Origin of the sequence: Mycobacterium sp. 852002-10029_SCH5224772 (genome assembly GCF_001667315.1) — a bacterium.
Lineage (GTDB): Bacteria > Actinomycetota > Actinomycetes > Mycobacteriales > Mycobacteriaceae > Mycobacterium.
This window is the reverse complement of record NZ_LZHT01000075.1, coordinates 113264-137716: the sequence shown is the minus strand read 5'-3', so window position 1 is coordinate 137716 and position 24453 is coordinate 113264. Positions and strand designations below refer to the sequence as shown.

The following is a 24453-nucleotide window of genomic DNA, read 5'->3' as shown; positions in this document are numbered from 1 at the left end:
TTCCCCCTGCGCGCCATAAGCAGGTGAATGGTGCGCTGCTGGTCGCCGGCACCAGCTCGGACGCCGGGAAGTCGGTGGTGGTGGCGGGCCTGTGCCGGTTGTTGGCCCGCGGCGGAACCCGGGTCGCCCCGTTCAAGGCGCAGAACATGTCCAACAACTCGGTGGTCACGGTCGAAGGCGGCGAAATCGGCCGCGCCCAGGCGATTCAGGCGCGTGCGGCGGGGCTGGAACCCAGCGTGCGGTTCAACCCGATCCTGCTCAAACCGGGCAGTGACCGCGCGTCGCAGCTGGTTATCAAGGGCCGGGTCGCCGACTCGGTCACCGCGAAAAGCTATGTGCGGCATCGCGACCGGCTCGCCACCGTCGTTCTTGACGAATTAACTTGCCTGCGAGACGAATTCGATGTGGTGATCTGTGAGGGGGCCGGATCTCCCGCCGAAATCAATCTGCGCGCCACGGATTTGGCCAACATGGGATTGGCCAGGGCCGCCAACCTGCCGGTGGTGCTGGTCGGCGACATCGACCGCGGCGGCTTGCTCGCGCACCTGTTCGGCACGGTCGCGGTGCTCGAGCCCGACGACCAAGCGCTGATCGCCGGTTTTATCGTCAACAAATTCCGGGGCGATCCCGCGCTGCTCGAGCCGGGATTGCGCCAGCTGCACGCGATGACGGGCCGGTCCACCTACGGGGTGCTGCCGTATGCCCACGAGCTGTGGCTGGACGCCGAGGACTCGCTGTCGGTGGTCGCGCACCGCCTCATCGGCACGCCCGCCCCGCCGCGCGGCGACGAGTGGTTGCGGGTGGCCGCGGTCCGGCTGCCCCGGATTTCCAACTCCACCGACGTCGAGGCGCTGGCCTGCGAACCGGGTGTGTTGGTGCGCTGGGTCGCCGACCCCGCCGACGCGGCCGACGCCGACCTGATCGTCATCCCCGGCAGCAAGGCCACTGTCGCCGACCTGTCCTGGCTGCGCGAATGCGGCCTGGCCGAGGCGATCAGCGCGCACGCCCGGGCCGGCAAGCCGGTGCTGGGGATCTGCGGGGGGTTTCAGATGCTGTGCCGTCGCATCGACGACCCGGTGGAGTCGAGGGCCGGTGACGTGCCCGGGCTGGGGTTGCTGGACGCCGACATCGCCTTCGATCCGGCCAAGACCTTGCGCCGCTGGCAACGTCCGCTGAGCGGATACGAGATCCATCACGGGCGGGTCGCCCGCTGCGCCGAGCAGAGCTGGTTCGAATCCGACGACGATCCGCAACCGCAAGGTATGGTGTGCGGCGCGGTCTTTGGGACACATTGGCACGGCTTGCTCGACAACGACGACTTCCGGCGTGCGTGGCTCACCCGGGTCGCCGACGCGGCCGGCCGACGCGGCTTCGTGGTCGACGACGACACCAACGTCGCCGCGCGACGCGACGCCCAACTCGATCTCGCCGCCGACCTGCTGGCCGCCCATCTCGACGTCGACGCCGTCCTCGGGCTGCTCGACGGCCCGCCGCCGTCGCGGCCCTATCTCGCAAGTCAGTTGCGCCCGTAGGACATTCGCCGGAATCGCGATGTGAACGCTGTTGTTGACGGCACGGCCGGAACACGGTCATAGGATGCCGTTGGAAACTGTGTCCCTGTATCACATGCTCCAGAATCGTCGCGCACACACGCCGTCTGGCTGTAGCGTGCTTGGGTGTCCTCGATGATGACCACGCTGGAGGGGTTCCCGGTCCCGGTGGTTGTGGCGGGTCCGGAGGCGGGCGTCGTCGTCGTCATATTGGGCGACGAGGAGCGCACCCCCGCCGCGTATGACGCGGTCTGCGAGCGCCTGCACACCGCATCGCTTCGGACGGTCGTGGTCGGCTTCGATCCGCGCCTCACCCCCAAGTCGGTGATCGGCATTCTCGACGCACTGGGAATCGGCTGGGCCGTGGTGATGGGCGACCGCGCCGGCGGCGACCTCGCCTGGGAACTGACGGCAACCCGGCTGGGCCGGTTCGTCGGGCTGGTGGTGATCGACCGCGGGCATCCGCGCGCCGGCGACCGCGACGGACATTGCCCGCCGGTGGAGATCGGCACCACCGTGTTGGTCAGCTCGCCGGCCGCCCGGTCGGTGGCCCAAGCCAGCCAGCGGTACGTCTACGCCGACTACCGGGTGGTGCAGTTGGGACGGCGCACCGTGCAGGAGTCGACGGCACAATTGGCCGCCGAGATCATTTTGCGCACCAGTACTTGGTAGCGCCTGGTTGACTAGCGGTCATGGCCTCCGAAGACGGCGCCGTGGCCGATCCGAACGTTGCGATGCTGTCGCTGACCGCCCTGCAGCAGCTGGTGGGCAGCGGCGTGGTGGATACCGTCATCGTGGCGTTCGCCGACATGCAGGGCCGCCTGGTCGGCAAGCGGGTGGCCGCGCGCCTGTTCATCGAGGACGTGGCCGCCCATGGCGCCGAGTGCTGCGCTTATCTGCTCGCGGTCGACGTCGACATGAACACCGTGGGCGGTTATGCGATGTCGAGCTGGGACACCGGATACGGCGACACGGTGATGACGCCCGACCTGTCCACCCTGCGGCGCATTCCGTGGCTGCCCGCGACGGCGTTGGTGATCGCCGACGTGGGCTGGGCCGACGGCAGCCCGGTCGCCGTATCGCCGCGGGCCATTCTGCGTCGCCAGCTCGACCGGCTGGCCGGGCGCGGGCTGATCGCCGACGCCGCGACCGAGCTGGAGTTCATGGTGTTCGACGAGCCGTACCGCCAGGCGTGGGCCGGCGGATACCGCGGGCTGACCCCGGCCAGTGATTACAACATCGACTACGCGATCGCGGCGTCGTCGCGCATGGAGCCGCTGCTGCGCGACATCCGGTGCGGAATGGCCGGCGCGGGACTGCAATTCGAGGCCGTCAAAGGTGAATGCAACAGGGGACAGCAGGAGATCGGTTTCCGTTACGACGAGGCGTTGGTCACCTGCGACAACCACGTCATCTACAAGAACGGGGCCAAGGAGATCGCCGACCAGCACGGCAAAAGCCTGACATTCATGGCGAAATACGATGAGCGAGAAGGCAACAGCTGCCACGTACACCTGTCGCTGCGCGACCTGCAGGGCGGCGCCGTGTTCGCCGACCCCAGCCGCCCGCACGGCATGTCGCCGACGTTCTGCAGCTTCCTGGCCGGCCTGCTGGTCACCCTGCGCGAATTCACGTTGTTCTATGCGCCGAACATCAACTCCTACAAGCGCTTCGCCGACGGCAGCTTTGCGCCCACCGCGCTGGCCTGGGGGCTGGACAACCGCACCTGCGCACTGCGGGTGGTCGGTCGCGGGGCCAACACCCGGGTGGAGTGCCGCGTGCCCGGCGGTGACGTCAACCCGTATCTGGCGGTCGCGGCGATCGTCGCCGGCGGGCTGTACGGTATCGAACGGGGCCTCGAGTTACCGGAGCCCTACGCGGGCAACGCCTATCAAGCCCCCGGCGTCGGGCGGCTGCCCGCCACCCTGGCCGAGGCGACGTCGGCCTTCGAGCGCTCGACGCTCGCGCGGGAGGCGTTCGGCGACGACGTTGTCGCCCACTACCTGAACAACGCCCGCGTGGAGTTGGCGGCGTTCAACGCGGCGGTCACCGACTGGGAGAGGATTCGCGGTTTTGAACGCCTATAGGCCCGATCGCGGCGGTCCGCCGCCACGGCGCCCGGTGGTGGGCCTGACGACGTACCTGGAGCGGGTGCAGACCGGGATCTGGGACATCCCCGCCGGATATCTGCCGGCCGACTACTTCGAGGGTGTCGTCCTGGCCGGCGGGATCGCCGTGCTGTTGCCCCCGCAGCCGGCGGGCCCCGAGACCGTCGGCTCGGTGCTCGACGGCCTGCACGCGCTGGTGATCACCGGCGGTTATGACCTCGACCCCGCCAGCTACGGCCAGCAACCGCATCCGATGACCGATGAACCCCGCACCGACCGCGACGCCTGGGAGTTCGCGCTGTTGCGTGGCGCGCTGGAACGGCGGCTGCCGGTGCTCGGGATCTGCCGCGGCGCACAGGTGCTCAACGTCGCGCTCGGCGGCACGCTGCATCAGAACCTGCCCGACGTTCTCGGGCACTGCGGGCACCGCGCGGGCGACGGGGTGTTCACCCGGCTGCCGGTGCGCACCGTGGCGGGCAGCCGGCTGGCGGCGCTGGTGGGGGAGTCCGCCGACGCGCCGTGCTATCACCACCAGGCCATCGACCGGGTCGGTGACGGGCTGGTGGTCAGCGCTACCGATGCGGACGGCGTCGTCGAGGCGCTGGAGCTACCGGGGGACGCGTTTGTCCTTGCCGTGCAATGGCATCCGGAACAGTCCCTGGAGGATTTGCGGTTGTTCGCCGCGATCGTGGACGCGGCCCGGTCGTATGCGGGACGCTGACGTGAGCGCCACGCGACTGATCAACCCGGCGACCGAGGAAGTGCTGCGCTCGGTCGAGCACGTCGACGCCGCGGCCGTCGACGACGCGGTGGGCCGGGCGCGGGCGGCCCAGCGGCGGTGGGCGCGGCTGCCCCCGGCCGAACGGGCCGCCGGCCTGAGGGCTTTCGCCGCCGCCGTCGACACCCATCTCGACGAGCTCGCCGCGCTCGAGGTCGCCAACTCGGGGCATCCCGTCGCGTCGGCCGAGTGGGAGGCCGGTCACGTCCGCGACGTGCTGACCTACTACGCCGCCAGCCCGGAACGCTTGTCCGGCAAGCAGATTCCGGTGGCCGGCGGCCTGGACGTCACCTTCAACGAACCGGTGGGCGTGGTCGGTGTGATCACCCCGTGGAACTTCCCGATGACCATCGCTTCCTGGGGGTTCGCGCCGGCCCTGGCGGCGGGCAACGCCGTGCTGGTCAAGCCCGCCGAGGCGACACCGCTGACCACGATCCGGCTCGGTGAGCTGGCGGCCGAGGCCGGGCTGGATCAAGACCTGCTCCAGGTGCTGCCCGGGCCGGGCGCGGTGGTCGGGGAGCGGTTCGTCACGCATCCCGGCATCGCCAAGCTCGTGTTCACCGGCTCGACCGACGTCGGCAAGAAGGTGCTGGCCGGTGCGGCCGCCCGGGTCAAGCGGGTGACCCTGGAGCTGGGCGGCAAGAGCGCCAACATCGTGTTCGCCGACTGCGATCTCGAGCGAGCCGCGGCGACTGCACCGGCCGGGGTGTTCGACAACGCCGGACAGGACTGCTGCGCCCGCAGCCGGATCCTGGTGCAGCGCAGCGTGTATGACCGCTTCATGGAGCTGCTTGAGCCGGCGGTCAAAGGGGTCGTCGTCGGGGATCCCAGCGCCCGGGACACCGAGATGGGCCCGTTGGTGTCGGCCGCGCACCGCGCCAAGGTGGCGTCCTACGTGCCCGACGGCGCTCCCGTCGCGTTTCGCGGCACCGCCCCGGCGGGGCGTGGATTCTGGTTCCCGCCAACGGTTCTGACCCCGCAGCGCACCGACCGCAGCGTCACCGAGGAGATCTTCGGACCGGTGGTCACGGTGCTGGCCTTCGACGACGAGCAGGACGCCGTGGCGCTGGCCAACGACACCGCCTACGGGCTGTCCGGGTCGATCTGGACCGACGATCTGTCCCGTGCGCTGCGCGTGTCCCGCGCGGTCGAAGCCGGGAATCTGTCGGTGAATTCGCACTCCTCGGTTCGGTACAACACACCGTTCGGCGGTTTCAAACAGTCGGGGTTGGGCCGCGAGCTGGGCCCGGATGCGCCGTTGCACTTCACCGAGACCAAGAACGTTTTCATCGCGATCGGAGAGGGTTAGGTGGCGGCGGTCGATCTCACCCAACGGTTGGCGGGCCGCGTCGCCGTCATCACCGGCGCCGGCGGCGGCATCGGGTTGGCGTCGGCCCGGCGCATGCGTGCCGAGGGCGCCACCATCGTGGTGGCCGACATCGACGGCGCCGCGGGCGCCGCCGCGGCCACCGAACTGTCCGGTCTGTTCGTGCCCACCGACGTGTCCGACGAGGATGCCGTCAACGCGCTGTTCGATACCGCGGCCCACACCTACGGCCGCGTCGACATCGCGTTCAACAACGCCGGCATCTCGCCACCCGACGACGACCTCATCGAGAACACCGAACTGCCCGCGTGGCAACGCGTCCAAGACGTCAACCTGAAGTCGGTGTACCTCTGTTGCCGGGCGGCGCTGCGGCACATGGTTCCCGCGCGGCGGGGCTCGATCATCAACACGGCGTCGTTCGTCGCCGTCCTGGGATCGGCGACGTCGCAAATCTCCTACACCGCTTCCAAGGGAGGGGTGCTGGCCATGTCGCGGGAGCTGGGGGTGCAGTTCGCCCGCCAGGGCATCCGGGTGAACGCGCTGTGCCCGGGGCCGGTCAACACCCCACTGCTGCAAGAGCTTTTCGCCAAGGACCCCGAACGGGCCGCGCGCCGGCTGGTGCACGTGCCGGTGGGTCGCTTCGCCGACCCCGACGAAATCGCCGCTGCGGTGGCATTTTTGGCGAGCGACGACGCGTCATTCGTCACCGCGTCGACGTTCTTGGTCGACGGTGGCATCAGCTCGGCCTATGTGACCGCGCTTTAGCCGCCGTACTCGCCGGCCGGGTGCCCCACGGGCCGCGACCAGGCGGACGTGTTCGCCCGCCGGCCCCCGCCCAACCGTTGCGCGGCCGCCGCCCAGGCGCGCGGCACCGACAGCACACCGAGCGGCATCCCGCGACCGACGCGCGCGCGGACGCCGTTGACCGCGGCCGGCTTGGGGAACAGTGTTCGCAGCGCCGCCGCTTTGTTCATCGAATTCAGATGGCCGATCGCGAAATCCGTCGGCGCAGTCAGCGAATTCAGTTTCGACAGCGACGGTGTCACCGGGGAAAGCGATGCTTCGAACGTGGTCTGCGACGCTGACGACAGGTGTGTGAGGGCGCCGGGAATGGCCGACATCACGTGGCGGGCGGCCGATATGACCTCGGGTGCCGCCTTCCGTGCCCAGGTGTCTGCGGCTGCGCCCGGGTGGGCCGGCGGAGGGGCGAACGGGGTCATTGCCACGGAGCCGGCCGCGGCGTCGGCGTAGGCGTACATGGCGCCGGCGTTCTGCGCCCACATCACGTCGTATTCGGTATCGATGTCCGCGATCGCCGCGCTGTGGTGTCTCAGACAGTCCGCCGACACCAGCGACATGCGTCGCGCGCGGTTGCCGGCGATCGCCGGTGGGGGCACCGTCGCCGCGAACGCCGACTCGTACGCCCCGGCGGCCGCACTGAGTTGGATGGCGGCGTGCTGGCTTCGTGCGGCGTTGGCGTCCAGCCAGTCGGTGTAGGCGGCGGCGGCCTCGCACATCGCCGACGGCGCCGGGCCCTCGGATTGCGCCGCGAGCTTGGCGGTCACCGACCGGTAGTCGGCCGCCGCGGTGCACAGCCATGCGGCGAGCGTGTCCCATGCCGCGGCGGCCTGGACCATGGATCCCGCGCCGGGACCCGAATACATCAGCCCGGAGTTGATCTCCGGCGGTAGCGCCCCGAAATCCATTACAGCCCCGGCCTGGCGACGGCGTTCGGGGTCACGCCTGGTAACGCCGCCGGCTCCGGCAATGTGGACGCGGCAAACCGGGGCCGCAGCGACGAATCCGCGACCAGGGCGACGAACGCACCGAGCGCCGCGACCATCGCGATGGCCAGCTGCCACCGCCGAATTTCAGCACGGTCCGCGAAATACACAGTGCGCCGAATGTACAACGCGAATCGTGATAAACCGGTCGAAACGAGCTGTGAAGTCGGTTCGAGTGCGTGGTCGGGTGCAGGTGGTGCCCGAACCCTCAGCGATCGCCGGTACGCGGATCAATGAGCTCGTTGAAGTCGGCGACGCTGTGAATGCCGTCGACATAGTTGAACGAGCCGTGTTCGAGCACTTCCTGCGCGGCGCGGACGACAGCGGTAAGCCCGGTGCGGCAAAAGGAGGTGCCGATCGACACCCGGCGCACTCCGAACTCCTTGAGCTGGGCGAGCGTGAAACGGGCCGGCCCGATCCCAGCAACGTAGTTGAACGGCCGGGTGACGCTGCTGCAGGCCCGACGCAGCGCCGCTTCGTCCGGCAGGCCGGGTGCGTACAAGACATCGGCCCCGGCCGCTTCGTATGCCTGCAGCCGGGACACCGTGTCATCGAGATCCGGACGGTCACGGATGAAGTTCTCCGAGCGGGCGGTCAAGGTGAAGGGATGCGGCAGCGCCCGCGCGGCTTCAACAGCGGCCTGGATGCGCTCGACCGCCAGCGTGCGGGCGAAGATCGGCGCGTCGGTTTTATATGTGGCGTCCTCGATCGAGGCCCCGGCCAAACCGGCCTCGCCCGCCCGGCGCACGGTTTCGGCCACCGCCTCGGGGGCGTCGCCGAACCCGTTTTCCAGATCCGCGGTCACCGGGAGAGGGGTTGCCTCGACGATGGTGCGTGCGTGTTCGAGCGCTTCATCCCGGCTGACCGCAGCGTTGCCATCGCGCCGGCCTAACGAGAACGCCAGTCCGGCGCTGGTGGTCGCCAGTGCATGGAACCCGAGGTTGGCGAACAACCTCGCGGTGCCGATGTCCCAAGGGTTGGGGAGCACGAGAATCTCGTCGCCGGCGTGCAGGCGGCGGAATTCATCGCCACGACGGGTGCGTTCGGTGTCATCCATGGCCAGTCCGATCTGGGGAGTCTGCATGGAGGTGTAGCACGGCCCACCGACAAGCAGCTACGGCCGGAAAACGATGAGCGGAATCGCCATCTCGACCGCGCTGGCGCCGCCGTGGAAACCGACCAGGCGGGACGTTTCCGGGGGCTCGTGTGCGCTGGCCAGCACCGCGGTGTCGCCCGAACAGACGACCACCACGTCGCCGAGCCGCTCCAGGTGCGCCGCGGCGACCGGCCCGAACATCCCGGTGGCCACTGCCTGTTCGCGGCTGTACACGGCGGCGCGGCCGTCCAGCAGCTCGGCCCACGCGGCCTGCACGTCGGGGGCGGCGCCCGGCTCGGTGTGCAGATACCGCACCCGCGGCTCGCCGGCCACCACCCGTATTCCCTGGGCCAGCCGGGGGTCGGCGTCGAGGTCGATCCGGGCCTGCGGCGGGACGTTGAGGCCGCCGTGGTCGGCGGTGACCAGCAGCGCCGCGTCCGGTGGCAGCGCCTCGAGCAGGCGCGAGAGCAGCGCGTCGACGTTCGCCGCCGCCGCATGCCACCGCTCCGAGCCCACCCCGAAGACATGGGCCGCGGTGTCGAGCTCGGCGGTGTAGCCGTAAACCAGCCCGGGCGCCGAGCTCAGGTCGTCGACCACCAGCCGGGCGTAGTCGTCGTTGGGGCCGGCGGGGTGGAATTCCGCGCCGCGGTAGGCCGCCTCGGTCAACCCGCTGCCGATGAAGGGCGCCGGCAGCACCGCGCGGGCGCTGACACCGGCCTTTTTGAGCCGCTGGAACCAGGTCGGCACCGGCTGCCACACGGCGGGCGACGGATCGTCGCGCCACCGGATGTGGTTGAGCACCGTTTCGGTGCCGGGCACCCGGAGGGTAAAGCCCAGAATCCCGTGCTCGCCGGGCAGCGCGCCGGTGCCCAGGGACACCAGGCTGGTCGGCGTGGTCGAGGGGAAGGTGCACTCCAGCCGGGTCAGCCGCCCGGTGGCACCGGTCAGCACGGAGGCGAGCAGCGGCGCGCTGCCGGCCAGTCGCGGAAGCAGGTGCCAGCCCAGCCCGTCCACCAGCACGACGAGCACCCGGTTTATCCGGTCGGAGCCGGCCTGGTCCGTCACCGCCAGCCTGTCTGAAGCGCCCGGGACCCCGAGCAGGGCGGCCGCGGCGGGCAGCACGTCGCACAGAGAACCGGGCACGGGGCCAGTCTGACGTCGAAGCTAGACGCGCGCCAGTCGGCGGTCGGTCACCACCAGCTGGCGGTTCGTGCTGTCGGTCAGCGCGTGCAGCTGCGCCGGCGAGAGCCGCCCGCACAATCGGCCCCAGTGCATCGCGACCACATCACCGGCGGCCGCATCGGGCACCGCGCTGTATCCGTCAGCCCACACCTCGAGCACACGCGCCGACGGTGTCGACAGCGTGAGCGCCTGACCATCCCAGACCAGCCGCCGGCACAACACCTCGACCCGGTCCCCATCGCGGGAAAGCACTGTCCCGGAACTGATTCGGCAGTTGTCCAGCACCCGCAACGGCTGCTCGTCGGTACCGCGGCCCAAAAACCGCGTCCACGGGTAAATACCGAACACGTGGAAGCAGTGATTCCCGGCGGCCTCGCACGCCAGGTCCGGCGTGAGATGCGACCAGTAGTGGCCCGCCTGCGGACCGAGGATCGCCAGCAACGCGTCGAAGAACTCCCGTGGGTCCAGGTCGGCCGCGGCCCCGCCGCCGAGCCAATACGCCTCCACCAGGCGGTAATCCAGCGGGTCGGCGATGCCGGTCAGCGCCGACAGCACCCGCAGGTACGGCCATGCCCCGGAGAACTTGGTCGCCGCCCTGCGCACGTCGGCGACCGACCCGTCGCGCAGGGTGGCCCCCAAGGGGGGACCGCAATAGCCGAGCGCGTTGGGCGCATAGGCGTAGCGGGCGAACATCTCTGCGCCCTTGTCAGAGGTCAAGTGCGCCCCACCAGTTTGACGGCATCCCGGTGCATGCGGCCGAAATTGTAGTAGGCCGCGCACGCCCCCTCGGGCGACACCATGCATGTTCCGATCGGGGTCTCAGGAGTGCATGCGGTACCGAAAACCTTGCATTCCCAAGGCTTGAGCACACCCTTGAGCACCTCACCGCATTGGCAGGCCTTAGGGTCGGCGACGCGCACGCCGGGCATGGCGAACCGTAGCTCGGCGTCGAAGTCGGCGAAGTCGTCGTGCAGCCGCAGGGCGCTTTGCGAGATGAAGCCTAGCCCACGCCATTCGAAGTGCGGACGCAACGCGAACACCTGGCCCATCAAGGCCAACGCGGCCGGGTTGCCGTGTTCGGGCACCACGCGCTTGTACTGGTTCTCCACCTCGCAGCGTCCCTCACGGATCTGACGCAGCAGCATCGCGACCGACGCCAGGATGTCCAGCGGCTCGAAACCGGCCACCACCAACGGCTTTCGGTAGACGTCCGGAACGAACCGGTAGGGCCGGTTGCCCACCACCGTGGACACGTGACCGGGGCCGATGAAACCCGACAGCCGCAGGTCCGGCGACTCGAGGATCGCCCTGATCGGCGGCACGATCGTGACGTGGTTGCAGAAGACGCTGAAATTGGGCAAGCCCAGATCGCGCGCCCGCACGAGCGTCACCGCCGTCGACGGCGCGGTGGTCTCGAAGCCGATGGCGAAGAACACCACCTGCTTGGCCGGGTTGTCGACGGCGATCTTCAACGCGTCCAGCGGCGAGTAGACGAACCGCACGTCGGCGCCGCGGGCCTTGGCGTGCAGCAGGCTGCCGTCCGAGCCGGGCACCCGCATCATGTCGCCGAAGCAGGTGAAGATTACGTCGGGCTGACCGGCCAGCCACATCGCGTCGTCGATGCGGCCCATCGGGATCACGCAGACCGGGCAGCCGGGGCCGTGCACCAGCTCGACGTTGTCGGGCAGCAGGTGCTCGATGCCGTGCCGGTAGATGGTGTGCGTGTGCCCACCGCACACCTCCATGAATTTGAAGTCCTCGCCGTCAGTGCCGGCCAGGTGCTCGATGGCGGCCAGCAGTTTGCGTGCCGCCGCGGGGTCGCGGAATTCGTCGACGAATTTCATTGCCGCTCCTAGTCAAACGATGGCCGACGAGTCGAAGGCCTGCATTTCGGTCGTGTAGGTGTCGCCGAGTTTCTTGATGGCGGCCAGGGTCAGCAACGCCTCGGTTTCGTCGATCTTGGCCATCGCGAAACCGACGTGGACCAGCACCCAGTCGTCCGGCGCGGGCATGTCGTTCTCCAAGAGCCGGACGCTGATCGTCCGCTGCACGCCGCTCACGTCGACCTTCGCCAAACAGTTGGCGGGATCGGTGATTTGCACGATCCTGCCCGGAATTCCAAGGCACATGTCAGCGCCCTCCTTTCTCGTGGCGACCCGCTGTGCCCGGCTTCGCCGCGCTTGCGATCGTCACGTCAGCAGATCCTCGGCAGGGGATCCCCGACGAGCATGTCGACGATCCGGGTGCCGCCGAATCCCGTGCGCAGTACCACGCTTTCGGCGGGTTCGGTGACGATCTCCCCGACCTCGGCCGCCTCCGCGCCCAACGGATGGGATCGCAACGCGTCCAGCCCCGCCTGTGCCTCGTCCGGTGCGACGACGGCGACGAACTTGCCTTCATTGGCGACGTAGAGCGGGTCGATGCCGAGCAACTCGCAGGCGCCATTGACCATGGGCGCCACCGGAAGTCGCTCCTCTTTGAGCAGCACCCCGAGGCCACAGGCCTGGGCCAGCTCGTTGCACACCGTGCCCACCCCGCCCCGCGTCGCATCACGCAGCCACCGGGTGGACGGTGCGGCCGCCATCAGCAACTCCACCAACGGGCTCACCGACGCGGTGTCGGAGGCGATGTCGGCCTCGATGGCCAGATCGCCGCGGGCGAGCATGACCGCCATGCCGTGATCGCCCATCGAGCCCGACAGCAGCACCTTGTCGCCGGCGCGCACCGACTGCGCCGACAGCGTGCGGCCCGCGGGGATGACGCCGGTTCCGGCGGTGGTGATGAACAGGCCGTCGGCCGCGCCCCTGGGCACCACCTTGGTGTCGCCGGTGACGATCTGCACGCCGGCCGCCGCGGCCGCCGCGGCCATGTCGGCGACGATCTCTTTCAGCTCGGCGATGCCGAAACCCTCCTCGATCACGAACGCCGCCGAGATCCACGACGGGACCGCTCCGGCCACCGCGAGGTCGTTGCAGGTGCCGTGCACGGCGAGTTCGCCGATCGAGCCGCCGGGAAAACGCCTGGGCTGCACCACAAAGGAGTCCGTCGACATCGCCACGCGTTCGCCGCTGGGCAGCGTGAGGACCGCGCCGTCGCCCAGCGACTCGAGCAGCGGGTTGCGAAACGCCTCCAGGAACACCGCGTCCACCAGCGCCGCCGATGCCTTGCCGCCCGCGCCGTGCGCCAAGGTCACATGGTCGTCGAGCAGCCGGGGGCGGCGCCGGCGGAACGACTCGATCCGCTCGATCACGTCGCCTTCGGCGAACCGTGGACCCGACGAAAGATAGTCACCCGCTGATGGATTCATGCGGCCCCCAAACCGTGATCGCTCCCGAGATGTTCGTGGACCGCCAGCCACAACCGGTAGCCCAGCAGCGCCTGGGATTCCTGAATCCGGTGCACGCTTTGCGAACGAACGACGAAGCAGGCGTCCACGTGTGGGTTGTCCGCGAAGGCGCCGCCGTCGTAACCGGCGAAACCGATGGTGTAGAGGCCGCGCTGGCGCGCCTCGGCCAGCGCGGTCAGCAGGTTGGGGGAGTTGCCGCTGGTCGACATCGCGATCGCGATGTCGCCGGCCTTTGCGCGGGCGATCAGCTGGCGGGCGAACACGAGCTCGAATCCGACGTCGTTGCCCAGTGCGGTCAGGATCGCCTGGTCGGCGGTCAGCGACCAGGCCGGCAGTGGGTTGCCGAGCGGTGGCCGCGCGAACAGGGCCGCCAGCGTGGTGGAGTCGGTGCAGCTGCCGCCGTTTCCGAAGGTGAACAACCTTCCGCCGGCGGCGAACCGGCGCGCCAGTGCGGCGGCGGCCTCCGCCAGCAGGTCGGCGTTGGCTTCCAGCGTGGAGTGTCGCAACGCGCGGCTTTCGGACGCCTTGGCTTGCGCTGACGCGGCCAGGTCGGCGAGCAGCGAGGAGGGATCGTCTTCTTCGGCGTCGATGAACGGGTACAAGAAGTTGGTGGGTTCGTCGGCGGGACTCATGAAACACCCCCTCGCTCTTCGTCTTCGTCGACGCGACTGATCGCGGTGCCGGCGTGCACCAGCACCAGCTCGCCGGCGGCGACCGGATCGACGAGCGTGGTGATCACGTCCTCAACTCCGCGGGCGGTGCGCACCAATGCCTGACCGTCGACCGAGGCGCTGACCACTTCGCCCAGCCGGCCTTCGTCGCTGCAGGTCACACAGACCGCCTCGTCGTCGCTGCGGTTGGCTTTGAGCAAGCCCGAATGCTCGAAACAGACGTGGGTCAGCTCCCACAGCAGGTGGTAGAACAGCACGAAGCCACCGGTGGCGGGCACTCGCGGATCGGGATCGTCGAGCCAGAGCACGTGATCGGCCATGGCGGCCGTGGGCGGATCGCCGCTGCCGATCCAGATCGTGGTGGCGCCCCAGGCCGGTCCGCGACGCATCACCGAGCGCACCTGCGCGTCCTGAGCGCCGGAGACCGCGACGACGATGTCGCCGGGCCGCACCGATATCCGTACCAGATCGACCAGGTCGGGTCCGGTGAGTGCCACCGCGGGCAGGGCCCGTTTGCCCATGATCACCGGATGCACGAATTCGACGGCGATGTGCATGGCGTGCGGTTCCCACGACGGCGCGATGGACCACATGGTGGCGCCGGCGGCGAATCGTTTGGCGAGCGTCAATGCCGTGGCGGCAAGTTCTTCAGCCAACTCGGAGCTCAGACCGCGGTCGATGGTAGTGGTGATCATCGCGTCATCTCCTCCTGCGCCTTCAGCACCGAGACCGCCGCCTGGCCCAGGGCCAGCCCACCGTCGTTCGGTGGCACGATGTGATGGGTGAGTACCTCAAACCCATTGCGCTGCAATATGTCACGGCACGCGCGCAGCAGCAGAACGTTCTGGAACACGCCGCCGGTGAGACCCACCAATCGGGTGGCGCCGGCGACGCGGGCGACCACGTCGGCGACGGCCTCGGCGACCGCCTGGTGGAACGCCGCGGCCAGCACCGCGCGCGGCGTCCCGGCATACAGCGCCGCGACCATCGTCTGCACCATCGGCGCCGGATCGATCACCCCGTCGGGGCGTACCGCCAGCGGCACAAAGGGCTGCGGGCGTCCGGGATCGCCGTCGGCAGACTCCGCCAGCGCCTCGAGCTCGATTGCGGCCTGCCCCTCGTAGTCGATGCGGTGCCGCACCCCGAGCAGGGAGGCGACCGCATCGAACAGCCGGCCGATGCTCGAACACGGCACACAGCCCGCCCCGGTCTCCAGTTGCGAACGGACCAGGCGCAGTTCGTCATCGGTCGCGGCCGCAACGGGCGCTAGATCCGGGGTCCAGTCGATGTCGGCCCGCCATAATTGGGACAGCGCCATCCGCCACGGATTGCGCACCGCCGCGTCGCCGCCGGGCAGCGGCACCGCCAGCAGGTGGCCGGCGCGAACGAAACGGTGGCTTCGGGTGCCGAGCGCCAGAATCTCACCGCCCCAGATCGTTTCGTCACTGCCGTAACCGGTGCCGTCGAAGGCGACGCCGACGACGGGTTCGCCGAGGCGCCCGTGTTCGGCCAGCAACGACACCACGTGGGCGTGGTGGTGCTGAACCAGATCCAGCGGGCGATTCCCCGCGTGGCGCTCCGCCCAGCTTCGGGTGTGGTAGGCCGGATGCAGGTCGGCGGCCAAACGCGCGGGCGCACCCCGTATTTCGCTGAGCTGGCTCACCGCACCTTCGAACGCGCGCAGCGTCTCCCAGGTGGCCATGTCACCGATGTGGCCGGACAGGTAGGCCCGCGAGCCATCGGTGAGGCAGAAGGTGTTCTTCAATTCCCCGCCCACGGCCAGCACCGCCGGCCCCGCGAGCCCCAGGTCGACCGGCAGCGGCGCATACCCGCGGGAACGGCGGATCGGAAGCTCGTGAGTCCCGTCGCGGTCTTTGACGACGCGCATCACCGAGTCGTCGCACGGCACGTGGATCCGCCGATCATGGTCGAGGACCGCGTCGCAGAGCGCCGGAAGCCTGTGTGCGGCATCGTGGTCCGTGAAGCAGATCGGCTCATCGGAGCGGTTGGCGCTGGTGAGTACGAGCGCGTCGGGGACCGGCCCGGCGATGCCGGGCACCGGGGCCAGCAGCAGGTGATGCAGGGGGGAGTACGGCAGCATCAGCCCGAGCAGCGGGCTGCCGGGCGCCACGGCCTCGGCGACCGGTGCGCTGATGTCTCGGGCGAGCCGCCTCAGCAGCACGATCGGGCGGGCCGGACCGGACAGCACGGCGGCTTCGGTGTCATCGACGTGGGCGTAGCGGCGCGCGACGTCGAGATCACGAACCAGCATGGCAAAGGGCTTGGCGCCGCGCGCTTTCCGCGCCCGCAGAGCGGCGACGGCCGTCGCGTCGTCGACGCCGCAGGCCAGGTGGTAACCCCCGATGCCCTTGACGGCCACCACGGCCCGGTCGGCCAGCGCACGCTGGGTGGCGCCCAGCGCCGCATCCGATCCGCGTACGTCGCCGCCGGTGCAGCGGAAGCACAGGGCCGGCCCGCAGTCCGGGCAGGCGATCGGTTGCGCATGGAAGCGGCGATTCGCGGGATCGTGGTATTCGGCGGCGCAGCGTGGGCACATGGCGAATGCCGACATCGTGGTGGCCGGCCGGTCGTACGGCAACCCTTCGATGATGGTGAACCGCGGACCGCAGTTGGTGCACGTCACGAACGGGTGCCGGTAGCGGCGATCGAGCGGGTCGAACAGTTCGGTGACGCAGTCGTCGCACACCGCGATGTCGGGCGGAATCGGGGTGGTCGCCCCGGCGGCCAGTTGACTTGTCACGATGCGGAATTCGGGTGCGGGGGCGGGGTCGGCCCTGAGTTCGGTCACACGCACCTCGGTGATCCGCGCCAGCGGCGGCGCCTCGGCGCGCAGCCGCCGGCCGAATTCCGCCACGCGGGCGCGCCGGCCCTGCACCTCGACAAAGACGGCGCCGGAGTCATTCCCGACGAATCCGGACAGACCCAGTTCGGTCGCGATCCGGTGGACGAACGGGCGAAAGCCCACCCCCTGCACCACGCCGGTCACCGTGACGCGCTGCCGCACGTCCGGCGACCGTAACAACGGGGGGGCTTGCGCCGTGTCGGTCATCTCAACCGTCCTCCGGGCGGACCGGCGGGTTGCCGCGGCCCCGGCCCATCAACTCCAAGCCGGCCATGGCCTGCTCGGCCCCGGCGCGATCCGTCTTCTCCACGGCGAAGCCCATGTGGATGATCACCCAATCACCCGGCGCGAACGTCTCTTCCGGCAACATGCCGATGTTCACCTTGCGCTGTTCCCCGACGACGTCGACCAGCGCCAGCTGCCCCGCGAAACCGTCCAGCATTGCGATGACCTGCCCCGGTATGCCCAGACACATGTTTCAGCACCCGCCTTCTGCCGCGGGTAGTGGCGCGCCGTGCAATGCCGCGACGATCTCTTCGACCGCCCGTGCGGCCCGGGGGACGGCGTTGGCGACCGGTTCGGTCAGGCCGATTCCCTCCTGGACGCTGCCCGCCTCGCAGCCGACGACCACGGTGTAGGGCGGACGTCCGCCCAGGGCCCGCAGGCTGGCGAAGACCGCGGCCGGGTCCATGCTGTGACCGTCCAGACCGAATGCCCGCGAAGGCGATTCGTGATCGGCCTGAAAGACGTGCAAGGTCCCCGGATGCCCGCGGCTGGGGACGGCGTCGACGAGGACCAGCGAGTCCCACTCCTCGAGCAGGTCATAGGCCAGGTGCATGCCCCTGATTCCGTAGTCGATGACCTGGACCGTCGGATCGTCCTGCGGCAGGTCGGCGTTGCGGACCACTTCCGAGCCGAATCCGTCGTCGCCCAGAAAGATATTGCCGATTCCGGCTACCAGGATGCGTGCTGACATGGTGGTATCCGCGTCGGCTACATCCGCCTCAATTTGAGGTAGCGGCGGGCATCGGGCACGGATATCACGCCGAGCGCCAATGCAACCGCGACCACCAGCGCGACGATGGCGATGAATATCCAACCTAGGACTTCCATGCCGAACTCCTTTCGGGGGTTGATGTGTTGTGCTGCGATTGCAGCGGTTCGACTTCGTCGGGGGAGAAGTACAGGTAGCGGCCATACCAGTCGTGCAGGTCCGCGGCCGGGTCTTCGTCGACGACCACGGCGACGTGCTTGTTGCCCTCGACGTCCTCATGCACCGACGTGACACGGGCGGTCTTGCCGGCGACGAAAATGTCCTGGGCATCGGCGTTGCGCCGCGGCCGCAACCGGACCGTGCTGCCCCGGGCCACCCGGGTCCCGTTCACCAGCACCGCATCGATCTCGGGCCGGACGGCGGTGTCCGCCAGCGGATCCCACCAGTCGACGCCCTCGGGGATCTCCGGCACCAGATCGGTAGGTCCGCGCAGCGAGCGCGGATCGCGCAGCACACCGTGCAACCGGGCCATCGCCTCGGGCGACATGGCGTCACATTCGTCGATGATTCGCGCCGCCCGCGGGTCGGTCGCCCGGGCCTGCGCCTTCTCCTCGTCCGTCATCGTCATCACGCGCAGCGTGAGGATTTCGTCGATCTCGGTGCAGTCGTACAGCGTCGTGTCGCTCTGTTCGGCTACCTCGGGGTGGTCGTAGAGGATGATCGGTGAGATCAGCAGCGTGTCGTGGGTGCCCGCTGGCCCGGCCAGCACCGGGAAGCAGCGATGCTGGCGGCACCGGGACACCGCGTCGGCCGCGGCCTGCGGCGGCTCGAGCAGCGAGACGAACTGGCCGCCGACCGCCTCGGCGATGAGGTGTGTTCCGATCATGGATCGTGCGATGGCGTCGCCCTTGTCGCGCGCGGCCGCTCCGGTGTTGTCCACCCGTACGCAGACCCGCCGCAGGTCGCCGTCGGGCTCGCTGGTGACGGTGAGCACGCCACGCACCTCACCTCGCTCGCGAACCAACCGGCCGCCGTCGAGCAGTTCGACATCGGTCGCCGCGTCGGCCGACACCGGCAGCGACCACCGTTGATCATCGAACACAAGTGGGCCGAAGGAGATTTCGCACTCCACTGCTTCGTCCCAGGTCAGCCACGACCGGGCCGGGGTGTCGAGCTCATCGACAGGCTCGAAGCCGTGACCCGTTTCCCGCTCGGCCCTGCGGTGCTGTAACTGCAGGAACCGCACCACAAGAATCATCGCCTGGGCGTCGTCAACCAGGAACTCCGCGGAAAGGGTGGCGTCTTCACCAAGACCCGCCTCGGCCGCACCGCTCGGTCCCAAAACGCCGAACTGCCAGCGCGATTGGTTCTTGCTCGAGGTTCCCCGGTACGGATAGAGCAGGTAGCCTTCGTAGAGCACCGCGTCGGCGACGGCGCGGGCCCGGTCCCAGCTCGATGTCATCGCGTCACCTCGCGGTCGGCGGTGGCGCCCAACAATGAGGCGATGGCCTGGTCGAAGTCGAGCATTCCCCCGCCCGATTTGTATGCGGCCAGCTCCGAGATGGTTTCGTGGCTCAGCCGGATCCAGCCGCTGTTGGGATAGTGCCGCGCGATCAGATCCCGCCAGACGCCGACCGGCATGTCGTAGCGGTCCTCGCAGTCCCACGGCACCTGCTGAACCGAGAACCCGCGCTCGGAGTTGACGAAAATCGTTCCGCTGAACAAGAACTGAAGCGGTACCGTGCCGTCGCGCAGCGCGTGCAGGTACTTGGCGGCGGCGACCTCGAAGTCGTAGGTGCAATCCAGGGGGAGCGCCGCGATCACGCTCCCGGTGAACCCCGGCACCATCGCGGTGCAATGCTGCCAGAGGAAGGTGCGCTGGGTGCTCGCCCAACGTTCGCGGGCCCCGAACAAGTCCGTCACGCCGGCCGCTTCGTCATCGGAGTAGGAGCGCCGCAGCGGTTCGATTCTGACCTGGCAACGCAGCGCGATGGCGTGCACCGGGTCCTCGCCGCTGCTGGTGACGCCGATGCGGGCGGTGAGGACCGGGCTTACGGCGTACGGTTCGGCCGTCACGTCCAGAACGGCAAAGCTCACATTCATCGGCTGCCCGTTCATCGCGGCGTCCGTACCGCGCGGGCGGCGAGCCGGTCGAAGAACCCGTCGATGAATTCGCGCGCCTGCTGGCCGCCGTCAAAGCCGTGCCACAGCATGCGCAATCGCCCAACGAATTCGTAGCAGGCGTCGATCGGGACGAGATAGCTTTCCGGCTCCGGCAATTCGCCATCCGCGGGGCCATCGGCAACCCGGACGAGCAGCGCCTCCACGTCCTCGTTCAGCAGCTCCACTCTCGCGTCCGCGCTGCGAATCGTGTCCCACACATCCATCTCCAACTCCGACTCGGTTGCCCCGGCCGGTCCCGGGTAGAACGCGACGGTGTGCCCCAGCACCGAGTTGGTGAAGAAGAAGGCGACTCCCACCGGGATCTGCAGCGCCTCCCACACCAGGCGATCCAGCGCGAAGTCGGGAAACGACAGATACCGGTCCGGCACGGCGCGGTAGCGCAGCTCGGCGTGGGAGTCGGTGAACAGCAGATAGCAGGCGCGGCAGACGCACATCAGTTGCCGGTCAGTCAGATTGACGACGTGCTGGTGCTCGTCAGCGATCAGCTCCGCGCACATTTCGCAGCGCTCGCCGGTCGGCTGGGGAGCGCCCCGGTCGCCGGTGACGCGCGCCAGTACGTCATACGGGGTCGTCATGCTCTGGCTCCCATGGCGTGCTGTTCGGAGGGCAGTGCCACCGAGAGCACGCCGTCACGGGCCAGCAACGGCAACGGCTCGAGGTGAGCCTCGATGGCAGAAGCCCCCGCGCGCGCGACGTCGAAATGTGTGTGACAGCGCGGACATTCCAGCAGCGTTGCGTGCAGCGCCGCGCCGGCGAGCGAATCGTCACATACCGGACAGTGGTCGCGATAGGCGAACGTCTGTCCATCGACCCGGCACGCCAGCATCGTTGCGGCGCCGACCAGGAAGCCCGCCACTTCGCCGGGCGCCAGGTCGGCCAGCTCGGGTATCGGGTGCCAGCCGACGGCGCGCCCAGTGGACTTGACGTGCGCCATCAGTGATTCGGCCGGGATCAGGCTGGAGGGGGTCACCACCTCGATAGAGGAGATCTCCGGCGCCGCCGCGCGCACCGCGTCCTGCACGGCCAGTTCCAGCGTCACCGCCGAGGACGGGCAGCTCTTGCAGCTGCCGGTGAAGGCCAAACGCACCGTGTCGCCGCCGGCGATCTCGAGCAGGTCGACGTCCCCGCCATGCGAACCCAGATAGGGCCGCACCCGATCCAGCGCATCGGAGACCCTGCGGTGCACGTCGTGCGGATGCAGGCCGTGCACCAGGAGCAGGCTGGCCACCAGGTCGTCGGTGGCCAGCCGCTCGACCAGCCCCCCGTCCGGTCCGGGATCGCCGGCCATCCGCATGATCCGCTCCAGTCCGGCGCCGTAGAGCCCGGCTACCTCGCGAACCAGTTGCTGCGCACGGTCATACGCGACGGTCCCACTCGCTGCGCAGGAATCCAGCAGTGTCTGGATCCGATCGCCCGCTGTGCGCCACTGCGCGTCATTCGCGGACTTGTCCGGGCGATCCGCCATGTCACTCCCCGACGGGCGACTGGGTCGGCGTGTGCAGTCTGTCCAGGGACTTGCCCTTCCCCAGGTACATATGCACACCACACGGCAGGCACGGATCGAAGCTGCGCACTGTGCGCATGATGTCGATTCCCTTGAAATTGTCCAGGCCGTTCTCCTCGAAGATCGGCTGGCCCTGCACCGCGTCTTCATACGGTCCCGGTGTGCCGAAGCTGTCGCGCGGACTCGCGTTCCACGGGGTCGGCGGGTACGGGTGGTAGTTGGCGATCTTGCCGTCCCGGATCACCAGGTGGTGGCTGAGCACGCCACGCACCGCCTCGGTGAAGCCGCAGCCGATGCCCTCGTCGGGCACCTTGAACTTCTCCCAGGTCTTGGTGCGACCGGCACGAATCTCTTCCAGCGCCTTCTCGGCGAAACGTAAAGCGCAGGCCGCCGCGTAGGCCTGGAAGTAGGTGCGCGCCCGGTCGCGTTCGAGCGTGTTGCTGCCGTACTTCGGGATCTTCCACTCCAACTCGACGGGTCCCTTCAGGGCCGTCTTGGGCAGGTTGATCTTCACGCTCTGACCGGTGGCCTGGACGTAGCCGATGTCGACCAGGCCGGCCAGGGCGGTCGCCCACAGCCGGGCCAGCGGACCACCGCCGGTGTCCAGCGCCAGGTGATCCTTGCCGTCGAACCAGCGTGGCGACATCACCCAGGTGTACTTTCCACCGTCCAGGTCCCGCTTCTGGGGGTGCGGGTTGGTGTGCTGGTTCCACGGGTGCCGGCGGTCCACCGCGTTGCCCAGCGGGTCGGTCTTGACGAACATTTCCTGGTCGGTCCAGTCGTCGTAATACGAACTGCCCAACAGGATCCGGATTCCGAGGTTGATGTCCACCAGCGAGTGGGTGACCAGTTTGCCGTCGACCACCACGCCGGGGGTGACGAACATCGCGTTACCCCAGCGCTCCATGTCCTTGTACTCGAAGTTGCACACCTCGGGGTCCTGGAAGGAACCCCAGCAGCCGAGCAGGGTGCGGCGCAGCCCGACGTTCTCGTAACCGGGCAGCGCGTCGTAGAAGAAGTCGAACAGGTCGTCGTGCATCGGTACGACCTTCTTCATGAATTCGACATAGCGCATCAGCCGGGTCATGTAGTCGGTCATCAACTGGATGGTCGCGACGGTGCCGACCCCGCCGGGGTACAGCGTCGAGGGGTGTACGTGGCGACCCTCCATGAGGCAGAACATTTCCCGCGTCGTCCGGCTGACCACAAGCGCTTCGCGATAGAACTCGCCACTGAACGGGTTGAGCGAGCGCATGATGTCGGCGATCGTCTTGTACCCGTGGGCGTCGGCATGCGGTGCCGGTGTCTTCTCGGCCAGCGAGAGCACGCTCGGGTTGGTCTCGGCGACCATCTTCTCGCAGAAGTCCACGCCGACCAGGTTCTCCTGGAAGATGTTGTGGTCGAACATGTATTCCGCCGCCTCGCCGAGATTCACGATCCACTCGCCCAGATGCGGTGGCTTGACCCCGTAGGCCATGTTCTGCGCGTAACACGAACAGGTGGCGTGGTTGTCGCCGCAGATACCGCAGATGCGGCTGGTGATGAAGTGGGCGTCGCGAGGATCCTTGCCCTTCATGAAAATCGAGTAACCCCGGAAGATCGACGAGGTGCTGTGGCACTCGACGACTTCTTTGTTCTCGAAGTCGATCTTGGTGTAGATGCCTAGGCTGCCCACGATCCTGGTGATGGGATCCCAGGCCATGTCGACCAATTGGCCGGGTTCCCTGGTGGCGTGGGTGGGTTCAGGAACAATGGTTGTCATCGCGCTACTTCTTCCCGCTTTGGCTGCTGTCCGCGTTCGCGGATGCGGCGACGGCTCTTCGTCTCGAAGTGGAGAAGGAGCGCGCCGGCCCGGTAGGTGACCTACCAGGTGCGGCGCGCTCCGGTGGTGAGTTTGTCGCCGTTGTGGCGCCACCGCGGCTCCTTGTCGAGGGTGCGTTCCGTGATACCCCTCAGACTGCGAATCACGGTTCCGTACAACCCCGACGCGGTGCTCGAGATCTTGCCGCCCGGCGGCTCGTCCATGAACGGCATGAATTTGTCGGGGAACCCCGGCATCGTGCAGCCAATGCAGATGCCGCCGACGTTGGGACAGCCGCCGACACCGTTCATCCATCCACGCTTGGGCACATTGCATTTGACGACGGGTCCCCAACACCCAAGTTTGACAATGCATTTCGGTGATCCGTACTCGGTGGCGAAGTCACCCTGCTCGTAGTAGCCGGCCCGGTCGCACCCCTCGTGCACGGTGGCGCCGAACAACCACTGTGGACGCAGCGCATCGTCGAGCGGGATCATCGGCGCCTGACCGGTCGCCATGTAGAGCAGATAAGTCAGGGTCTCCGACAGGTTGTCCGGCTGGATCGGGCAGCCGGGGACACACACGATCGGAATCCCAGCCTTGCTCGTCCAGTCCCAGCCCAGATAGTCGGGCACCCCCATCGCCCCGGTCGGGTTACCGGCCATCGCGTGGATGCCCCCGTAGGTGGCGCAGGTCCCGACCGCCACGATCGCGGTCGCCTTGGGCGCCAACCGGTCGAGCCACTCGCTGGTGGTCATCGGCTGGCCGGTGGCGGGGTCGTTGCCGAACCCGCACCAGTAGCCCTCGTCCTTGATCTTCTCGTTCGGGATGGATCCTTCGACCACAAGCACAAAGGGTTCCAGCTCGCCGCGGTCGGCCCTGAAGAACCACTCGAGGAAGTCATCCGCTCCTCCATTGGGCCCGCATTCGAAGTCGATCAGAGGCCAGTGCACGGCGACCTGGGGGAGTCCGGGCAGGGCCCCCAAGGCGATTTCCTCGACGCTGGGCTGGGTGGCGGCAGTCAACGCCACCGAATCACCATCGCAACTGAGGCCCGCGTTGATCCATAGAACATGAATCAAAGTTTGTTCTGCCTTGACTGCTGCTTCTGTTGGCATGCTGCAGCTTTCCGGAGCCGGGCTGGGGCTCCTGCGCCGCCGGAGTCGACCGTCGGCCCACTTGCGCAGCGCTATTTTTTGGGTCTACTCCCGCTATCGGGCGTTGTCAACGGTTCGACATTACCGATTAGTAGTCACGTGTGGTAT

General features: G+C 68.5%; 25 protein-coding genes. 6 read left to right on the top strand and 19 right to left on the bottom strand.

What is annotated here, in order from left to right; genetic code table 11:
• The first annotated feature begins 23 nt into the window (after positions 1 to 23).
• From A5775_RS13285 to A5775_RS13260, 6 genes are all read left to right on the top strand, one after another.
• Positions 24 to 1532, top strand: coding sequence for a cobyric acid synthase (locus A5775_RS13285; protein ID WP_067252790.1), 1509 nt, complete (start codon positions 24 to 26; stop codon positions 1530 to 1532).
• A gap of 153 nt (positions 1533 to 1685) precedes the next feature.
• Positions 1686 to 2222: an alpha/beta hydrolase gene (locus A5775_RS13280; protein ID WP_067252855.1), complete on the top strand. Its 537-nt coding sequence runs from the start codon at positions 1686 to 1688 to the stop codon at positions 2220 to 2222.
• 20 nt (positions 2223 to 2242) lie between these two features.
• The gene (locus tag A5775_RS13275) at positions 2243 to 3637 is read left to right on the top strand and encodes a glutamine synthetase family protein (protein ID WP_067252787.1); all 1395 of its coding nucleotides are present in this window, start codon (positions 2243 to 2245) and stop codon (positions 3635 to 3637) included.
• Positions 3624 to 4379: a gamma-glutamyl-gamma-aminobutyrate hydrolase family protein gene (locus tag A5775_RS13270; protein ID WP_231995172.1), complete on the top strand. Its 756-nt coding sequence runs from the start codon at positions 3624 to 3626 to the stop codon at positions 4377 to 4379. The genes A5775_RS13275 and A5775_RS13270 overlap by 14 nt, the downstream gene beginning before the upstream one ends.
• A gap of 1 nt (position 4380) precedes the next feature.
• Complete coding sequence (locus tag A5775_RS13265) at positions 4381 to 5745, top strand: aldehyde dehydrogenase (protein ID WP_067252852.1); 1365 nt, start codon at positions 4381 to 4383, stop codon at positions 5743 to 5745.
• Positions 5746 to 6528 carry a 3-oxoacyl-ACP reductase gene (locus A5775_RS13260; RefSeq protein ID WP_067252783.1) on the top strand — a complete coding sequence of 261 codons (783 nt, stop codon included), beginning with the start codon at positions 5746 to 5748 and terminating at the stop codon, positions 6526 to 6528.
• Here A5775_RS13260 and A5775_RS13255 read toward each other — a convergent pair.
• The 19 genes from A5775_RS13255 to A5775_RS13170 all read right to left on the bottom strand — a co-directional run bounded on the left by A5775_RS13255 (position 6525) and on the right by A5775_RS13170 (position 24306).
• On the bottom strand, positions 6525 to 7469 hold the full coding sequence (locus tag A5775_RS13255; protein WP_082953004.1) for a PPE family protein: 945 nt from the start codon (positions 7467 to 7469) through the stop codon (positions 6525 to 6527). The genes A5775_RS13260 and A5775_RS13255 overlap by 4 nt on opposite strands.
• The gene (locus tag A5775_RS24900; protein WP_156660684.1) at positions 7469 to 7657 is read right to left on the bottom strand and encodes a hypothetical protein; all 189 of its coding nucleotides are present in this window, start codon (positions 7655 to 7657) and stop codon (positions 7469 to 7471) included. The genes A5775_RS13255 and A5775_RS24900 overlap by 1 nt, the downstream gene beginning before the upstream one ends.
• 98 nt (positions 7658 to 7755) lie before the next feature.
• Complete coding sequence (locus A5775_RS13250) at positions 7756 to 8604, bottom strand: oxaloacetate decarboxylase (RefSeq protein WP_067252846.1); 849 nt, start codon at positions 8602 to 8604, stop codon at positions 7756 to 7758.
• Between the two features lie 57 nt (positions 8605 to 8661).
• Positions 8662 to 9786, bottom strand: coding sequence for an alkaline phosphatase family protein (locus A5775_RS13245; protein ID WP_067252781.1), 1125 nt, complete (start codon positions 9784 to 9786; stop codon positions 8662 to 8664).
• A gap of 21 nt (positions 9787 to 9807) precedes the next feature.
• Positions 9808 to 10542, bottom strand: coding sequence for a DUF6390 family protein (locus A5775_RS13240; protein WP_304441516.1), 735 nt, complete (start codon positions 10540 to 10542; stop codon positions 9808 to 9810).
• Complete coding sequence (hypD, locus tag A5775_RS13235) at positions 10539 to 11669, bottom strand: hydrogenase formation protein HypD (protein ID WP_067252774.1); 1131 nt, start codon at positions 11667 to 11669, stop codon at positions 10539 to 10541. The genes A5775_RS13240 and hypD overlap by 4 nt, the downstream gene beginning before the upstream one ends.
• A gap of 12 nt (positions 11670 to 11681) precedes the next feature.
• The gene (locus A5775_RS13230; protein ID WP_067252771.1) at positions 11682 to 11954 is read right to left on the bottom strand and encodes a HypC/HybG/HupF family hydrogenase formation chaperone; all 273 of its coding nucleotides are present in this window, start codon (positions 11952 to 11954) and stop codon (positions 11682 to 11684) included.
• 65 nt (positions 11955 to 12019) lie between these two features.
• Positions 12020 to 13132, bottom strand: coding sequence for a hydrogenase expression/formation protein HypE (hypE, locus tag A5775_RS13225; RefSeq protein WP_067252769.1), 1113 nt, complete (start codon positions 13130 to 13132; stop codon positions 12020 to 12022).
• Positions 13129 to 13803, bottom strand: coding sequence for an SIS domain-containing protein (locus tag A5775_RS13220; RefSeq protein WP_067252767.1), 675 nt, complete (start codon positions 13801 to 13803; stop codon positions 13129 to 13131). The genes hypE and A5775_RS13220 overlap by 4 nt, the downstream gene beginning before the upstream one ends.
• A complete protein-coding gene (locus A5775_RS13215; protein WP_067252765.1) occupies positions 13800 to 14537 on the bottom strand; it encodes a HypC/HybG/HupF family hydrogenase formation chaperone in 738 nt (245 codons plus the stop codon). Before A5775_RS13215 ends, A5775_RS13220 begins: the two co-directional genes overlap by 4 nt.
• Complete coding sequence (gene hypF, locus A5775_RS13210) at positions 14534 to 16912, bottom strand: carbamoyltransferase HypF (protein ID WP_067252762.1); 2379 nt, start codon at positions 16910 to 16912, stop codon at positions 14534 to 14536. The genes A5775_RS13215 and hypF overlap by 4 nt, the downstream gene beginning before the upstream one ends.
• A 1-nt stretch (position 16913) precedes the next feature.
• Positions 16914 to 17180 carry a HypC/HybG/HupF family hydrogenase formation chaperone gene (locus A5775_RS13205; protein WP_067252759.1) on the bottom strand — a complete coding sequence of 89 codons (267 nt, stop codon included), beginning with the start codon at positions 17178 to 17180 and terminating at the stop codon, positions 16914 to 16916.
• Positions 17181 to 17183: 3 nt separating this feature from the next.
• A complete protein-coding gene (locus tag A5775_RS13200; RefSeq protein WP_067252757.1) occupies positions 17184 to 17681 on the bottom strand; it encodes a hydrogenase maturation protease in 498 nt (165 codons plus the stop codon).
• 124 nt (positions 17682 to 17805) lie between these two features.
• Positions 17806 to 19161 (bottom strand): hypothetical protein, encoded by a 1356-nt coding sequence (locus tag A5775_RS13195; RefSeq protein WP_067252755.1) that lies wholly within the window; start codon positions 19159 to 19161, stop codon positions 17806 to 17808.
• Positions 19158 to 19817, bottom strand: a complete 660-nt coding sequence (locus A5775_RS13190; protein ID WP_067252753.1) for a DUF6084 family protein — start codon at positions 19815 to 19817, stop codon at positions 19158 to 19160. Before A5775_RS13190 ends, A5775_RS13195 begins: the two co-directional genes overlap by 4 nt.
• The gene (locus A5775_RS13185) at positions 19814 to 20458 is read right to left on the bottom strand and encodes a DUF5947 family protein (RefSeq protein WP_067252750.1); all 645 of its coding nucleotides are present in this window, start codon (positions 20456 to 20458) and stop codon (positions 19814 to 19816) included. The genes A5775_RS13190 and A5775_RS13185 overlap by 4 nt, the downstream gene beginning before the upstream one ends.
• Positions 20455 to 21348, bottom strand: coding sequence for a NifU family protein (locus tag A5775_RS13180; RefSeq protein WP_067252748.1), 894 nt, complete (start codon positions 21346 to 21348; stop codon positions 20455 to 20457). The genes A5775_RS13185 and A5775_RS13180 overlap by 4 nt, the downstream gene beginning before the upstream one ends.
• A gap of 1 nt (position 21349) precedes the next feature.
• A complete protein-coding gene (locus tag A5775_RS13175; protein WP_067252746.1) occupies positions 21350 to 23149 on the bottom strand; it encodes a nickel-dependent hydrogenase large subunit in 1800 nt (599 codons plus the stop codon).
• Between the two features lie 101 nt (positions 23150 to 23250).
• Complete coding sequence (locus A5775_RS13170; protein ID WP_067252744.1) at positions 23251 to 24306, bottom strand: hydrogenase expression protein HypE; 1056 nt, start codon at positions 24304 to 24306, stop codon at positions 23251 to 23253.
• Between the last annotated feature and the right edge of the window lie 147 nt (positions 24307 to 24453).

Excerpts from the sequence above, each read along its gene's own strand:
- A5775_RS13250 (WP_067252846.1), bottom strand. The coding sequence starts at position 8,604 with ATGGATGACACCGAACGCACCCGTCGTGGCGATGAATTCCGCCGCCTG.
- A5775_RS13190 (WP_067252753.1), bottom strand. The coding sequence starts at position 19,817 with ATGAACGGGCAGCCGATGAATGTGAGCTTTGCCGTTCTGGACGTGACG.
- A5775_RS13170 (WP_067252744.1), bottom strand. The coding sequence starts at position 24,306 with ATGCCAACAGAAGCAGCAGTCAAGGCAGAACAAACTTTGATTCATGTT.
- A5775_RS13200 (WP_067252757.1), bottom strand. The coding sequence starts at position 17,681 with ATGTCAGCACGCATCCTGGTAGCCGGAATCGGCAATATCTTTCTGGGC.
- A5775_RS13280 (WP_067252855.1), top strand. The coding sequence starts at position 1,686 with ATGATGACCACGCTGGAGGGGTTCCCGGTCCCGGTGGTTGTGGCGGGT.
- A5775_RS13220 (WP_067252767.1), bottom strand. The coding sequence starts at position 13,803 with ATGAGTCCCGCCGACGAACCCACCAACTTCTTGTACCCGTTCATCGAC.
- A5775_RS13180 (WP_067252748.1), bottom strand. The coding sequence starts at position 21,348 with ATGGCGGATCGCCCGGACAAGTCCGCGAATGACGCGCAGTGGCGCACA.
- hypE (WP_067252769.1), bottom strand. The coding sequence starts at position 13,132 with ATGAATCCATCAGCGGGTGACTATCTTTCGTCGGGTCCACGGTTCGCC.
- A5775_RS13215 (WP_067252765.1), bottom strand. The coding sequence starts at position 14,537 with ATGATCACCACTACCATCGACCGCGGTCTGAGCTCCGAGTTGGCTGAA.
- A5775_RS13275 (WP_067252787.1), top strand. The coding sequence starts at position 2,243 with ATGGCCTCCGAAGACGGCGCCGTGGCCGATCCGAACGTTGCGATGCTG.
- A5775_RS13205 (WP_067252759.1), bottom strand. The coding sequence starts at position 17,180 with ATGTGTCTGGGCATACCGGGGCAGGTCATCGCAATGCTGGACGGTTTC.
- A5775_RS13255 (WP_082953004.1), bottom strand. The coding sequence starts at position 7,469 with ATGGATTTCGGGGCGCTACCGCCGGAGATCAACTCCGGGCTGATGTAT.
- A5775_RS13185 (WP_067252750.1), bottom strand. The coding sequence starts at position 20,458 with ATGACGACCCCGTATGACGTACTGGCGCGCGTCACCGGCGACCGGGGC.
- hypD (WP_067252774.1), bottom strand. The coding sequence starts at position 11,669 with ATGAAATTCGTCGACGAATTCCGCGACCCCGCGGCGGCACGCAAACTG.
- A5775_RS13230 (WP_067252771.1), bottom strand. The coding sequence starts at position 11,954 with ATGTGCCTTGGAATTCCGGGCAGGATCGTGCAAATCACCGATCCCGCC.
- A5775_RS13175 (WP_067252746.1), bottom strand. The coding sequence starts at position 23,149 with ATGACAACCATTGTTCCTGAACCCACCCACGCCACCAGGGAACCCGGC.
- hypF (WP_067252762.1), bottom strand. The coding sequence starts at position 16,912 with ATGACCGACACGGCGCAAGCCCCCCCGTTGTTACGGTCGCCGGACGTG.
- A5775_RS13195 (WP_067252755.1), bottom strand. The coding sequence starts at position 19,161 with ATGACATCGAGCTGGGACCGGGCCCGCGCCGTCGCCGACGCGGTGCTC.